The organism is Enterobacter sp. Li2LvB3, from assembly GCF_056156645.1.
On the sequence record NZ_JBSICG010000008.1, the window covers coordinates 81,339 to 95,878 of the forward strand.

Genomic DNA, 14,540 nt, shown 5'->3' on the forward strand with positions numbered 1-14,540 from the left:
GCCAATAATTCTTCCCGATGAAGCGAGGAGGTAAATTATGAAGAGGTCTACCGCACGTCAGTTTTATCAGCAGTACTTTTCAGCGACAAAGGGAGTGTCCTGGCTGGCCCGCCAGTGTGCAGAGCAACGACTGAAAATTTTGGAAGAATTGATGCAGTGGGATGTTACGAAATCGACCTCTTCTCGCTAACTCGCCTCGATCATGTGTGACTGAGTATTGGTGCTAATCACCCGCCAGCAAAATGTTTTTGCTGGCTTTTTTCGTTTACTATTTCACCCAATTTCAAACTGCTTTCACAAGGATTTGCGTATGCTCTGGTTGATGACGATGGGGCGACGCCTGAATGGCGTGTATGCCGCATTTATGCTGGTGGCTTTTATGATGGGTGTGGCCGGGGCGCTCCAGGCGCCTACGCTGAGCCTGTTTCTCAGCCGCGAAGTAGGGGCGCAGCCGTTCTGGGTTGGCCTGTTTTACACCGTCAACGCCATTGCCGGGATCCTGGTCAGCCTGTGGCTTGCTAAGCGTTCCGACAGCCAGGGCGATCGCCGAAAATTGATCCTCTTTTGTTGCGCCATGGCCATCGGTAATGCCTTGCTGTTTGCCTTTAATCGCCACTATATGACGCTGCTCACCTGCGGCGTGCTGCTGGCGGCGCTGGCCAATACCGCCATGCCGCAGCTGTTTGCGCTGGCCCGTGAGTATGCGGACAGTTCTGCCCGCGAAGTGGTGATGTTCAGCTCGGTAATGCGTGCGCAGCTCTCTCTCGCGTGGGTTATTGGCCCGCCGCTGGCATTCATGCTGGCGCTGAGTTATGGCTTTACGGTCATGTTTTCGATTGCGGCAGGGATTTTTGCCATCAGCCTTGTACTGATTGCCTTTGCACTGCCTTCGGTTGCAAGGGTTGAGCAAACGCCAGACAAACTGGTTGCTCAGGTCAGCGGCTGGAAAGATAAAAATGTCCGGATGCTGTTTATCGCCTCCACGCTGATGTGGACCTGCAACACCATGTACATCATCGATATGCCTTTGTGGATCAGTAGTGAGCTGGGTTTACCGGACAAACTTGCGGGCATCCTGATGGGGACGGCCGCAGGGCTTGAGATCCCGGCGATGATTCTGGCGGGTTACTACGTTAAGCGCTTCGGAAAACGCCCGATGATGATTGTTGCCGTAGCGGCAGGGGTGTTGTTCTATCTGGGGCTTATCTTCTTTCATTCGCGCGAGGCGCTGCTGGCGTTGCAGTTGTTCAATGCCGTGTTCATCGGGATTGTTGCCGGGATAGGGATGCTCTGGTTCCAGGATTTAATGCCTGGGCGCGCGGGTTCGGCTACGACGTTGTTTACGAACAGTATTTCAACCGGTGTGATTCTGGCAGGGGTGATTCAGGGGGCGCTTTCGCAAAGCTACGGGCATTGGGCGGTGTACTGGATGATTGCTGCGATATCGGTGGTGACGCTGGGGCTGACATGCCGGGTTAAGGATGTCTGATTCTGGAAGGCGGCTTCATGAAATGAAACGACTTTCTGACAGATGCTAATAAGGCGAATAGAGTGCGTGGCGGGTGCTTGAGGCTGTTTGCCTCAGGCTTTCGCAAGAGGCAAACAGTGGAGAGTCCCACATCAATAAAACTGATGGGGAGGCTAACTTCACAACCCACATTGCGAGGTTAGTCTCTTCATTGCCGAAAAGCAATAAGGAGGCTGGAATGCCAAAACGTACTCTGCTGTTAAGCTTATTTCTGATCTGTACGACGCTGTTGATCTTCACCTGGATGGTGCGCGACTCGCTGTGTGAGCTGCATTTCAGACAGGAGAAAACAGAGCTGGCGGCAGTGTTGGCTTACGAAGCAAGGCGTTAGCGGTATTGGCGGGGATGCTTCCCCGCCTCTCCAGAGTGGTTGAGCCTCAACGCACCCTTATCAATGGCCCGCGCGCTGCGGGCCATTGCCTTTAACGCATAAACGCAGGCTGTTTTTTCTCGTAAGCGGAAATTGCGTCTTCATGCTGTAACGTCAGACCAATACTGTCCAGGCCGTTCAACATACAATGGCGACGGAATGTATCAATACTAAAGCTGTAGGTTTTATCACCAGCTTTAACCACTTCGGCTTCCAGATCCACTTCAAATGAAATGCCTGGGTTCGCCTGAACCAGGTTGAACAACTCATCAACCTGCTCATCGCTGAGCGTTACAGGCAGCAACTGGTTGTTAAAACTGTTGCCGTAGAAGATATCGGCAAAGCTCGGTGCGATAACGACCTTAAAGCCGTAGTCCGTAAGCGCCCAGGGGGCGTGTTCACGCGATGAACCGCAGCCAAAGTTTTCCCGGGCCAGAAGAATCGATGCACCCTTATATTCCGGGAAGTTCAGCACGAATTCCGGGTTAGGGACTTCGCCTTTATCGTCCAGAAAACGCCAGTCATTAAACAGGTGAGCGCCAAAACCAGTGCGAGTCACTTTCTGTAAAAACTGCTTAGGAATGATGGCGTCAGTATCGACGTTGGCCGCGTCCAGTGGGACAACCAGGCCCGTATGTTGGGTAAATTTCTCTGCCATGATTGTCTCCTTATTTCAGGCTGCGAATGTCGGCGAAATGGCCGGTAACTGCTGCAGCGGCGGCCATAGCCGGGCTGACCAGGTGGGTGCGCCCACCACGGCCCTGACGGCCTTCAAAGTTACGGTTACTGGTAGAAGCACAGCGCTCGCCTGGATTCAGACGGTCGTTGTTCATCGCCAGGCACATAGAGCAGCCCGGCAAGCGCCACTCAAAACCGGCTTCGATAAAGATTTTGTCCAGGCCTTCTGCTTCTGCCTGGGCTTTAACCGGGCCAGAACCAGGCACGACCAGCGCCTGAACGCCTGGCGCGACTTTACGGCCTTTGGCGATTTCAGCGGCTGCACGCAAGTCTTCAATACGGGAGTTGGTGCAAGAGCCAATAAACACTTTGTCGATTGCAACGTCTGTCAGAGGGACGCCGGGTTTCAACCCCATGTAGGCCAGTGCTTTTTCTGCGCTGGCGCGCTCAACCGGGTCGGCGAACGATGCCGGGTCAGGAATAGTGTCATTGACGGAAATCACCTGGCCTGGGTTCGTCCCCCAGGTGACCTGCGGAGCAATGTCTTCTGCCTGGAGAGTGACAACCGTATCAAAGGTTGCGCCGTCGTCGGTGCTCAGGGTTTTCCAGTATTCAACGGCACTGGCAAAATCCTGATCTTTTGGTGCGTGCAAACGACCCTTCACATAGTTGAAGGTGGTTTCGTCTGGCGCGACCAGACCGGCTTTGGCACCCATCTCAATGGCCATATTGCACAGGGTCATACGGCCTTCCATGCTTAACGCCTGGATAGCGTCGCCGCAGAACTCGACAACGTGGCCCGTGCCGCCCGCGCTACCGGTTTTACCGATAATGGCCAGCACGATGTCTTTAGCGGTAATGCCTGGCGAGGCTTTACCCTTCACTTCAATCTTCATGGTTTTGGCACGGCCCTGTTTCAGGGTCTGCGTGGCCAGCACGTGTTCGACTTCAGACGTACCAATACCGAAGGCCAGTGCACCAAATGCGCCGTGTGTCGCGGTATGGGAGTCGCCACAGACAATGGTCATACCCGGCAGGGTGATGCCCTGTTCCGGCCCCATAACGTGCACAATGCCCTGATACGGGTGGTTCAGGTCATACAGCTCAACACCAAATTCGTTGCAGTTCTTAATCAGTTCCTGCATCTGGATACGCGCCATCTCACCCGACGCATTGATGTCTTTGGTCTGAGTGGAAACGTTGTGATCCATGGTAGCGAAGGTTTTACCTGGCTGGCGTACCGGGCGCTTGTGCGCGCGCAGGCCGTCAAAGGCCTGCGGAGAGGTCACTTCGTGCACCAGATGACGGTCGATGTACAACAGTGGTGTTTCGTTGGGTGCCTCATAAACCACGTGAGCATCAAACAACTTTTCGTATAACGTCTTCGCCATGATTACACCCCTTCAGCGACATAGCGGGCAATGATATCGCCCATTTCATCGGTACTGACTGCCGCCGTGCCACGTGCTAAATCACCGGTACGGACGCCTTCTTCCAACGCACGGTTAATGGCGTTTTCAATTGCTGTTGCGGCATCGCCCGCATCCAGGCTGTAACGCAGCAGTAATGCCAGAGACAGGATCTGCGCAATAGGGTTGGCGATGTTTTTGCCTGCGATATCCGGTGCAGAGCCGCCAGCCGGTTCGTACAGACCAAAGCCTTCTTCATTGAGGCTTGCGGAAGGCAACATCCCCATAGAGCCGGTGATCATCGCGCACTCATCCGACAGGATGTCGCCGAACAGGTTGGAGCACAGCAGCACATCAAACTGGGAAGGATCTTTGATCAACTGCATAGTGGCGTTGTCGATGTACATGTGCGACAGCTCAACGTCCGGGTACTCTTTTGCGATTTCGCTGACGATTTCACGCCACAAAATAGAAGACTGCAACACGTTCGCTTTATCAATAGAGGTCACTTTATGACGGCGTTTGCGCGCGGACTCAAAAGCGATATGGGCGATACGTTCAATTTCAAAACGGTGATACACCTCGGTATCAAAGGCTTTCTCATGCTGACCGCTGCCTTCACGGCCTTTCGGCTGACCAAAATAGATCCCGCCGGTCAGTTCACGCACGCACAGAATGTCGAAGCCATTAGCGGCGATGTCAGCACGCAGCGGGCAGAACTCTTCCAGCCCCTGATACAGCTTCGCCGGACGCAGGTTGCTGAACAGCTTAAAATGCTTACGCAGCGGCAGCAGTGCGCCACGCTCCGGTTGCTCTGCCGGTGGCAGGTGTTCCCATTTTGGGCCGCCAACGGAGCCGAACAGTACAGCATCTGCATTTTCGCAGCCTTCAACGGTTGCTTTTGGCAATGGCGTGCCGTGGTTATCGATAGCAATGCCGCCTACATCGTAGTGGCTGGTGGAAATTTTCATCGCAAAACGCGAACGAACGGCTTCCAGTACTTTCAGCGCCTGTGCCATTACTTCCGGGCCAATTCCATCACCCGGTAACACAGCAATATGGTAATTCTTCGACATTACACGGTTTCCTTATTGTTCTCTTTATTCTGAGCTTTACGTTGCAATTCTTTTTCGACTTCAGCGGCACGCCAGATGTTGTTCAGGACGTGAACCATTGCTTTTGCGGAGGATTCAACGATATCGGTCGCCAGACCTACGCCGTGGAAACGACGTCCGTTATAAGTGACAACGATATCCACCTGACCCAGGGCATTTTTACCCTGACCTTTGGCCGTCAGGTCATATTTAACCAACTCGACGTCATATTCAGTGACGCGATTGATAGCCTGGTAAATAGCATCAACTGGTCCGTTGCCGTTAGCGGCTTCGGCTTTGATTTCATCCCCGCAGGCCAGTTTGACGGAGGCCGTTGCGATGTCGCTGGAGCCGGACTGCACGCTGAAGTAATCCAGGCGGAAATGCTCTGGCTCTTCCTGCTGTTTGTTGATGAAAGCCAGAGCTTCCAGATCGTAATCGAAGACCTGGCCTTTTTTGTCTGCCAGCTTCAGGAATGCGTCGTACAGCTGGTCCATATTGTAATCGTTGTCTTTGTAACCCATCTCTTCCATGCGGTGTTTCACAGCCGCACGGCCAGAGCGGGAAGTCAGGTTCAGCTGTACCTGGTTCAGACCGATGGATTCCGGGGTCATGATTTCGTAGTTTTCGCGGTTCTTGATGACCCCATCCTGGTGAATACCGGAGGAGTGTGCGAACGCGCCCGTGCCCACAATCGCTTTGTTTGCCGGGATTGGCATGTTGCAAATCTGGCTGACGGTCTGGCTGGTGCGCCAGATTTCATTGTGATTAATGCGCGTGTTCACGTTCATAATGTCTTTGCGCACTTTAATCGCCATGATCACTTCTTCCAGCGAACAGTTACCCGCACGCTCGCCGATACCGTTCATCGCACCTTCTACCTGACGCGCACCGGCGTGGACGGCCGCAATGGCATTGCCGACGGCCAGACCTAAATCGTCGTGTGTATGGACAGAGATAATCGCTTTATCAATGTTTGGCACGCGGTCATACAGGCCAGTGATGATATTGGAGAACTCAAACGGCATGGTGTAGCCGACGGTGTCCGGGATGTTGATGGTTCTGGCACCGGCATTGATTGCCGCTTCAACCACGCGTGCCAAGTCTTCAATTGGCGTACGTCCAGCATCTTCACAGGAAAATTCAACGTCGTCCGTGTAATTGCGTGCACGTTTAACCATGTACACGGCGCGTTCGATAACCTCGTCCAGCGTGCTGCGCAACTTGGTGGCAATGTGCATTGGCGAGGTGGCAATAAAGGTATGAATACGGAAGGCTTCCGCCACTTTCAGCGATTCGGCAGCTACGTCGATATCTTTCTCAACGCAGCGCGCCAGGCCACACACACGGCTGTTTTTGATGGTGCGCGCGATGGTTTGTACAGATTCGAAGTCACCTGGAGAAGAGACAGGGAAACCGACCTCCATGACGTCAACACCCATACGTTCGAGGGCCAGCGCAATCTGGAGTTTTTCTTTTACACTCAGGCTTGCCTGTAATGCCTGTTCACCGTCACGCAACGTTGTATCGAAAATAATGACTTGCTGGCTCATGGGTTAGGTCCTTGTCTGTCTTAGGGCGCCTTGCTACGAGCATAAAAAAACCCGCGCAGTGGCGCGGGTTTCTTGTATTACTGGTGACGATTCAACGCTGAATTTCGCCCGCCAGTCTACCGCGCACAGTGGATGCGTTTAGTAGTAGTAGACCGGTGAAACGAATGGTGCGAATCATGAATCGTGCTCCAGATAAAAACGATATGCCTTTAGTGGTACTGGATACGACGATTCATGTCAACCCCTTACAGGGAAAAAGGGTAGTGATCCAGGCGTAAAAGAGAATGTGTACTTTAGCTTATTGTGCTGGTTTTCTCTTTTCAGACCAGGTTAATTGTCTTGTTTTGGACTGAGTATTCGCTTGGCGAATGATTTAATAATAATTCGTAGCAATTAAACATATAATTTATTTTGTCAAATTTTAAGCATAAATTCTTTTCGTTTCATTGGGTTAAATAATTCTTCAATGATGATGTTTTACGCGATGATGATAGGTTGTTAATCATTTTTTAGTGGGGGTGATTAATAGTTTAATAATACTTAAGTCATCATTAACCAGAGATGTGATTGTTTATTGGTGTGGTTTATGGTTTCATCTCAATCCTAATGTTATTCGTATCAATTGAACTGATTTTTATCTCATCAGGATTGGGAACCCAATACAATCATTTGTGATGGCGAATTCTTTATTTATTCTGATTTTTAAATATTTCTCTTTCGCTGGTTCTATATGCATGGTAAATCATATTTTTCGATGTTCTTGCAACATTTTGATTAAGGGATATTAGCGTGACAGTGGAGTTAAAAGTGTCAAAAAATAATATTAAACAATCTCAAGTTCACGATGGGATGAAACCTCAGTTACGCACAGTAGATCTCAATCTGTTAACCGTATTTGATGCGGTGATGCAGGAGCAGAATATCACTCGGGCTGCTAGCTCTCTGGGTATGTCTCAGCCTGCGGTAAGTAATGCCGTTGCCAGACTTAAGGTAATGTTTAACGACGAACTTTTTGTTCGCTACGGCAGAGGGATCCAGCCCACTGCACGAGCATATCAGCTGTTTGGCTCTATTCGCCAGGCACTCCAGTTAGTTCAGAATGAGTTGCCAGGTTCGGGGTTTGAACCCCTGAGCAGTGAGCGCGTTTTTAACCTGTGTGTCTGTAGCCCGTTAGATAATTATTTGACATCGGTGATATACAATAAGGTTGAAGAGATCGCACCCAATATTCATCTGGCATTTAAATCATCACTGAATCAAAACACCGAGCATCAGCTGCGTTATCAGGAAACTGAGTTTGTTCTGGGTTATGAAGAATTTCGGCGTCCTGAATTTTCCTGTGTTCCTCTGTTTAAAGATGAAATGGTGTTAGTCGCTTGTAAAAAACACCCGCGAATGAATTCACCACTACGTGAAGCCGATGTTTATAGTGAACAACACGCGGTTGTTTCCCTCGACAGATATGCCTCTTTTAGCCAGCCGTGGTATGACACCGTTGATAAGCAAGCATGTGTTGCCTATCAGGGAATGGCAATGGTAAGCGTTTTAAATATCGTCTCTCAGACACAGCTGGTTGCTATTGCTCCTCGCTGGTTAGCGGAAGAATTTGCAGAGCAGCTTGAACTTCAGATTCTGCCATTGCCGCTGAAACTAAATAGCCGGACTTGCTACCTTTCATGGCATGAAGCTGCTGGTCGGGATAAAGGTCATCAGTGGATGGAAGAGTTGCTTATCAGCGTTTGCCGCCGATAAGCTCATCGGGATAAATCATCATTTCGCATGTGATTTATCCCGATTTATTTTGTTTATATGGAGTTTTGTTCTGTTCGATTTTTTCATACATGCCGTTACGCTCTCAAAAATAGATGAATTCCTGATTCTGTTCATTTTTAAACGATGAATAAGTATTGTGTTCACTTATTCCAGATGAATTCACCATATCCTCTCGTAATGCCTGTTTTTTCTGCTTTAATCTCCATTTGAGGCTCTCGGTTTGGTAATTGCCTGCCTCATAGCGAGCGGTTAAGGTAAATGACACTCTGCAAAATATAAGATTGGGCTAGCCCAGTCAGAAGACGGCGCGGAAATGAATTCTGCGGTCTGTCTATAACAAAGCCTGGAGGCAAAGCATGGAGATGTTGTCTGGCGCGGAAATGGTTGTCCGATCGCTTATCGATCAGGGCGTGAAGCAAGTATTCGGCTATCCTGGGGGCGCTGTCCTCGATATTTATGATGCGCTGCATACGGTGGGTGGCATTGACCATGTGCTGGTACGTCATGAACAGGCCGCCGTGCACATGGCTGATGGACTGGCACGCGCAACCGGTGAAGTGGGCGTCGTGCTGGTGACGTCTGGCCCTGGGGCGACCAACGCCATCACCGGTATTGCCACCGCGTATATGGATTCTATCCCGCTGGTGATCCTCTCCGGGCAGGTTGCTACCTCGCTGATTGGTTATGATGCCTTTCAGGAGTGCGACATGGTGGGGATCTCCCGTCCTGTCGTTAAGCACAGTTTCCTGGTTAAACAGACTGAAGACATCCCCGGAGTGCTGAAAAAAGCGTTCTGGTTGGCATCCAGCGGGCGCCCAGGCCCGGTTGTTGTTGACCTGCCAAAAGATATCCTGAACCCGGCAAACAAGCTGCCTTATGTCTGGCCTGATTCCGTCAGTATGCGTTCCTACAATCCCACCACTCAGGGGCACAAAGGCCAGATTAAGCGTGCCTTACAGACGCTGCTTGCCGCGAAAAAGCCGGTTGTCTATGTGGGTGGCGGTGCGGTCAACTCTGCCTGTGAAGAGCAGCTCCGCGCGTTGATTGAAAAATTAAATCTCCCGGTGGCCTCTTCATTGATGGGGCTGGGGGCATTTCCTGCTACGCACCGTCAGGCGCTCGGCATGTTGGGTATGCATGGTACGTATGAAGCCAACATGACAATGCATAATTCCGATGTCATCTTCGCCGTTGGCGTGCGATTTGACGACCGTACGACGAATAACCTGGCAAAATATTGCCCCAATGCGACCGTGCTGCACATCGACATTGACCCAACATCTATCTCTAAAACGGTTCCGGCAGATGTGCCGATTGTGGGTGATGCGCGTCAGGTTCTGGAACAAATGCTGGAACTGCTGGCACAAGAAACGGCTACGCAACCCCTGGATGACATCCGCGACTGGTGGCAGCAAATTGAGCAGTGGCGTGCGCGTCAGTGCCTGAAGTACGACACACGCAGTGAGAACATTAAGCCGCAGGCGGTTATCGAAACGATTTGGCGACTGACGAAAGGCGAGGCGTATGTCACCTCCGATGTCGGTCAACACCAGATGTTTGCTGCGCTTTATTACCCGTTCGACAAACCGCGCCACTGGATAAACTCAGGCGGTTTGGGGACGATGGGCTTTGGCCTGCCCGCCGCGCTGGGGGTGAAACTGGCGCTGCCAAATGAAACCGTCATTTGCGTGACGGGCGATGGCAGTATCCAGATGAACATTCAGGAGCTCTCCACCGCCCTGCAATATGAGCTTCCTGTCCTGGTGCTGAACCTTAACAACGGTTATCTCGGCATGGTGAAACAGTGGCAGGATATGATCTATTCCGGCCGTCACTCTCAGTCGTACATGACCTCGCTGCCAGACTTTGTTCGCCTGGCCGAGGCTTACGGCCATGTTGGAATGCGTGTGTCCGATCCGGCTGAGCTGGAAACGAAACTCGGCGAAGCGCTTGAGCACGTGAAAAACAACCGCCTTGTTTTTGTGGATGTCGTTGTGGACGGTGCAGAGCACGTTTACCCGATGCACATTCGCGGTGGCGGTATGGATGAAATGTGGTTAAGCAAAACGGAGAGAACCTGATATGCGCCGGATATTATCTGTATTACTGGAAAACGAGTCGGGCGCATTGTCTCGCGTCATTGGGCTGTTTGCGCAGCGCGGCTATAACATTGAAAGTCTCACCGTTGCGCCAACCGACGATCCAACGCTTTCACGTATGACTATCCAGACCGTTGGCGATGCCAAAGTCCTGGAGCAGATCGAAAAGCAACTGCATAAGCTGGTTGATGTGCTGCGAGTGAGCGAGTTGGGGCAAGGGGCCTATGTTGAACGTGAAGTTATGCTGGTGAAAATTCAGGCTAGCGGTTACGGCCGCGAAGAGGTCAAACGCAATACAGACATCTTCCGTGGGCAAATTATTGATGTAACACCTTCTATATATACGGTTCAGCTTGCAGGAACGAGCGATAAACTGGATGCTTTCCTGGCGTCCGTTCGCGATGTAGCAAAAATTGTTGAGGTAGCGCGCTCAGGCGTCGTGGGGCTTTCCCGCGGCGACAAAATCATGCGTTAGTTGTCAAAAAGGTTCGCCTCTTTCTGCCCGGTCACCAAAGCCGGGCTTTTTTTTGCGTAATCGACCGCCAACGCAGATAAAAGCGGTTGCCGCGAGGGCTATTCTGCGTTTAGATGTTAAAAGATTTAACCATAACCTTGACAGGGCCATGGACTCTTTTCTTTTTTTAAGGGGCAATTGTGAAACTGGATGAAATCGCCCGGCTCGCCGGCGTGTCACGAACTACGGCGAGCTATGTGATTAACGGTAAAGCAAAGCAGTACCGTGTCAGCGATAAGACCGTTGAAAAAGTTATGGCGGTGGTTCGTGAACATAACTACCATCCGAATGCTGTCGCAGCCGGCCTACGCGCCGGGCGCACCCGCTCCATTGGCCTGGTGATCCCAGACCTGGAAAACACCAGCTATACCCGTATCGCCAACTACCTTGAACGCCAGGCGCGTCAGCGTGGTTATCAGTTGTTGATTGCCTGCTCGGAAGATCAGCCAGATAACGAGATGCGTTGCATTGAACACCTTCTGCAACGGCAGGTAGATGCGATCATCGTCTCAACTTCTTTACCACCAGAGCATCCATTCTATCAGCGCTGGGCAAATGATCCGTTCCCCATCGTCGCGCTTGACCGTGCGCTTGACCGGGAACACTTCACCAGTGTGGTGGGTGCTGATCAGGACGATGCTGAAATGCTGGCTGCTGAGCTACGCACCTTTCCGGCCGACACTGTGCTGTACCTGGGTGCCTTACCTGAGCTTTCAGTGAGCTTCCTGCGTGAGCAGGGGTTCCGCACAGCCTGGAAAGATGACCCTCGCGAGGTGCATTACCTCTATGCCAACAGCTATGAGCGCGAAGCAGCAGCCCAGTTATTCGAAAAATGGCTCGAAACGCACCCGATGCCACAAGCGCTGTTCACCACCTCGTTTGCGCTGTTGCAGGGTGTGATGGACGTGACCTTGCGTCGTGACGGAAAGCTGCCTTCTGATCTGGCCATTGCGACTTTTGGTGACAACGAGCTTCTCGACTTCCTTCAGTGTCCTGTTCTTGCTGTGGCTCAGCGCCACCGTGATGTGGCAGAGCGCGTACTTGAGATAGTCCTGGCAAGCCTTGATGAGCCACGTAAGCCGAAACCAGGTCTGTCCCGAATCAAACGTAATCTCTATCGTCGTGGAATTCTGAGTCGTCACTAATGAATTAGCCGGGCCGTGAAAACGGCCCCGTTTTTGACAAATTAATGAGAAGAATAATTCCCGGATAAAATTTAGGATAATTCCTTAGGAATCATAGCCTGCTATTTTTCTTAATTCATTTTGGCTTTTAAATTGCCTTTAAAAGAACATTTCCAGGCTTTTTAAATGCTGGCTTTGTATTATTTTGTTACAAAGGCCATTCGGGCGATGAATTATCAGACGTTTTTCCAGCCTGCACACCAGCCCGTAAGCCTGCCTGCACGCCCGCATGACACCTTGTTGAATCTGGCGCTGTTATCCCCTGAGAATATGTCTTAAAATGCTGCCCGCGTCGCAAACTGACACTTTATATTTCCCTGCGATGATATTGAGTGATTTTTAACGCTAGTGTGCATATTCGGTTTTTTTCTTACAAATATTCATAACGTTAATTTTGCCTCGCCAGTTGTTCAGTTATTAATCAGGTCGGGATATATCTGCAAATCGAGGGCTTTCGGGCCAATATAGCGATAGTCCTGGCTTGACAAGCTTTTCCCTCGCTCCGTAAACTCCTTTAGGTGGGAATTTGTGGGTTAAAGTGGTGAGGAGGGGTGAGGCTGGCATGTTCCGTGGAGCAACGTTAGTCAATCTCGACAGCAAAGGGCGTTTATCGGTTCCAACACGATACCGCGACCAGCTGATTGAGAACGCTTCAGGTCAAATGGTTTGCACCATTGACATCAACCACCCCTGCCTGCTGCTTTACCCCTTGCCTGAATGGGAAATTATTGAGCAAAAGCTGTCGCGACTGTCGAGCATGAACCCGCAGGAACGCCGCGTGCAGCGGCTGTTATTGGGACATGCCAGTGAGTGTCAGATGGATAACGCGGGGCGATTACTGATTGCGCCTGTGTTGCGGCAACATGCCGGTCTGACAAAAGAAGTGATGCTGGTCGGCCAGTTCAACAAGTTTGAACTGTGGGATGAAACGACCTGGTATCAACAGGTCAAGGAAGATATCGACGCTGAGCAATCTGATTCCGCAACATTGTCGGAACGATTGCAGGACTTGTCTCTATAAATATGATGGAAAATTATAAACATACAACGGTGTTGCTGGATGAGGCCGTTAATGGCCTGAACATTCGTCCGGACGGCATCTACATTGATGGCACTTTTGGTCGCGGTGGTCACTCGCGTTTGATCCTCTCCCAACTTGGAGCGGAAGGACGCCTGCTGGCAATCGATCGCGATCCACAGGCGATTGCCGTTGCGCAGGCCATAGATGACCCGCGCTTTTCCATCGTGCATGGACCTTTCTCTGCGCTTGCTGATTACGTGGCCGAGCGCGGACTGACGGGCAAGATCGACGGAATTCTTCTCGATCTTGGCGTTTCATCACCTCAACTTGACGACGCAGAGCGTGGCTTCTCCTTTATGCGTGATGGCCCGCTGGACATGCGCATGGACCCGACTCGCGGTCAATCTGCAGCTGAATGGCTACAAACTGCTGACGAAGCGGATATCGCCTGGGTGATAAAAACCTTCGGCGAAGAGCGTTTTGGCAAGCGTATTGCGCGCGCCATTGTTGAGCGTAACCGTATTGAACCTATGACCCGCACCAAAGAGCTGGCTGAAGTCATCGCCGCAGCCACTCCGGTGAAGGACAAACACAAACATCCCGCGACCCGTACCTTCCAGGCGGTTCGTATCTGGGTAAACAGTGAACTGGAGGAAATAGAGCTGGCGCTAAAAAGCTCGCTCGACGTGCTGGCCCCGGGTGGGCGGTTATCCATCATCAGCTTCCATTCGCTGGAAGATCGCATTGTGAAGCGATTTATGCGTGAGCAAAGCCGCGGTCCACAAGTTCCAGCGGGCCTGCCGATGACGGAAGAGCAACTCAGGAAACTGGGTGGCCGTCAGTTGCGAGCATTAGGCAAGTTGATGCCGGGCGAAGAAGAGGTGGCAGAGAATCCACGTGCCCGTAGTTCAGTGCTGCGTGTTGCAGAAAGGACGAACGCATGATCAGCAGAGTGGCAGAGACCCTAAGCAAAGTTAAGGGATCGTTAGGAAGCAACGAGCGCCATGCCTTGCCTGGCGTGATCGGCGACGATCTTTTGCGGTTTGGGAAGCTGCCACTCTGCTTGTTCATTTGCATCATTGTGACGGCTGTAACGGTGGTTACAACGGCCCACCATACCCGTTTATTAACGGCGCAACGCGAGCAGATGGTACTGGAACGCGATGCGCTGGATATTGAATGGCGAAATCTGATCCTTGAAGAAAACGCGCTCGGCGATCACAGCCGGGTTGAACGGATCGCAACGGAAAAGCTGCAATTGCAGCATGTTGATCCTTCTCAGGAAAATATCGTAGTACAAAAATAAGGGAAAACGCG

General features: G+C 51.4%; 15 protein-coding genes. 10 read left to right on the forward strand and 5 right to left on the reverse strand.

Annotated elements, in window-relative coordinates; genetic code table 11:
* Positions 1-37 precede the first annotated feature (37 nt).
* The 3 genes from sgrT to ACS603_RS08740 all read left to right on the forward strand — a co-directional run bounded on the left by sgrT (position 38) and on the right by ACS603_RS08740 (position 1,859).
* Entirely contained in the window at positions 38-190 is a 153-nt protein-coding gene (sgrT, locus tag ACS603_RS08730) for a glucose uptake inhibitor SgrT (RefSeq protein WP_014068881.1), read from the forward strand.
* Between the two features lie 120 nt (positions 191-310).
* Positions 311-1,489, forward strand: coding sequence for a sugar efflux transporter (locus tag ACS603_RS08735; protein ID WP_182059563.1), 1,179 nt, complete (start codon positions 311-313; stop codon positions 1,487-1,489).
* A 217-nt stretch (positions 1,490-1,706) separates the two neighbouring features.
* Positions 1,707-1,859 carry a Hok/Gef family protein gene (locus ACS603_RS08740; protein ID WP_182059564.1) on the forward strand — a complete coding sequence of 51 codons (153 nt, stop codon included), beginning with the start codon at positions 1,707-1,709 and terminating at the stop codon, positions 1,857-1,859.
* 91 nt (positions 1,860-1,950) lie between these two features.
* On the opposite strand, the gene leuD is transcribed toward ACS603_RS08740, so the two are convergent.
* The 5 genes from leuD to leuL all read right to left on the reverse strand — a co-directional run bounded on the left by leuD (position 1,951) and on the right by leuL (position 6,810).
* Positions 1,951-2,556, reverse strand: a complete 606-nt coding sequence (leuD, locus tag ACS603_RS08745; RefSeq protein WP_182059565.1) for a 3-isopropylmalate dehydratase small subunit — start codon at positions 2,554-2,556, stop codon at positions 1,951-1,953.
* A 10-nt stretch (positions 2,557-2,566) separates the two neighbouring features.
* The gene (gene leuC / locus ACS603_RS08750) at positions 2,567-3,967 is read right to left on the reverse strand and encodes a 3-isopropylmalate dehydratase large subunit (protein ID WP_474944113.1); all 1,401 of its coding nucleotides are present in this window, start codon (positions 3,965-3,967) and stop codon (positions 2,567-2,569) included.
* Positions 3,968-3,969: 2 nt separating this feature from the next.
* A complete protein-coding gene (gene leuB / locus ACS603_RS08755) occupies positions 3,970-5,061 on the reverse strand; it encodes a 3-isopropylmalate dehydrogenase (RefSeq protein ID WP_182059567.1) in 1,092 nt (363 codons plus the stop codon).
* Positions 5,061-6,632 (reverse strand): 2-isopropylmalate synthase, encoded by a 1,572-nt coding sequence (gene leuA, locus ACS603_RS08760; RefSeq protein ID WP_182059568.1) that lies wholly within the window; start codon positions 6,630-6,632, stop codon positions 5,061-5,063. The genes leuB and leuA overlap by 1 nt, the downstream gene beginning before the upstream one ends.
* 91 nt (positions 6,633-6,723) lie before the next feature.
* Positions 6,724-6,810: a leu operon leader peptide gene (leuL, locus tag ACS603_RS08765; RefSeq protein ID WP_071530973.1), complete on the reverse strand. Its 87-nt coding sequence runs from the start codon at positions 6,808-6,810 to the stop codon at positions 6,724-6,726.
* A 671-nt stretch (positions 6,811-7,481) separates the two neighbouring features.
* On the opposite strand from leuL, the gene leuO reads away from it, so the two are divergent.
* The 7 genes from leuO (at position 7,482) to ftsL (ending at position 14,529) form a co-directional block, all read left to right on the forward strand.
* On the forward strand, positions 7,482-8,384 hold the full coding sequence (gene leuO, locus ACS603_RS08770; protein WP_446492698.1) for a transcriptional regulator LeuO: 903 nt from the start codon (positions 7,482-7,484) through the stop codon (positions 8,382-8,384).
* 377 nt (positions 8,385-8,761) lie between these two features.
* Entirely contained in the window at positions 8,762-10,486 is a 1,725-nt protein-coding gene (ilvI, locus tag ACS603_RS08775; protein WP_182059569.1) for an acetolactate synthase 3 large subunit, read from the forward strand.
* A 1-nt stretch (position 10,487) separates the two neighbouring features.
* A complete protein-coding gene (ilvN, locus tag ACS603_RS08780; protein WP_003856371.1) occupies positions 10,488-10,979 on the forward strand; it encodes an acetolactate synthase small subunit in 492 nt (163 codons plus the stop codon).
* A gap of 179 nt (positions 10,980-11,158) precedes the next feature.
* Positions 11,159-12,163 carry a catabolite repressor/activator gene (cra, locus tag ACS603_RS08785; protein ID WP_182059570.1) on the forward strand — a complete coding sequence of 335 codons (1,005 nt, stop codon included), beginning with the start codon at positions 11,159-11,161 and terminating at the stop codon, positions 12,161-12,163.
* A 601-nt stretch (positions 12,164-12,764) separates the two neighbouring features.
* Positions 12,765-13,223, forward strand: coding sequence for a division/cell wall cluster transcriptional repressor MraZ (gene mraZ / locus ACS603_RS08790; RefSeq protein ID WP_181622243.1), 459 nt, complete (start codon positions 12,765-12,767; stop codon positions 13,221-13,223).
* A 2-nt stretch (positions 13,224-13,225) separates the two neighbouring features.
* Positions 13,226-14,167, forward strand: a complete 942-nt coding sequence (gene rsmH, locus ACS603_RS08795) for a 16S rRNA (cytosine(1402)-N(4))-methyltransferase RsmH (protein WP_182059572.1) — start codon at positions 13,226-13,228, stop codon at positions 14,165-14,167.
* Entirely contained in the window at positions 14,164-14,529 is a 366-nt protein-coding gene (ftsL, locus tag ACS603_RS08800; protein WP_182059573.1) for a cell division protein FtsL, read from the forward strand. The genes rsmH and ftsL overlap by 4 nt, the downstream gene beginning before the upstream one ends.
* Positions 14,530-14,540 lie beyond the last annotated feature (11 nt).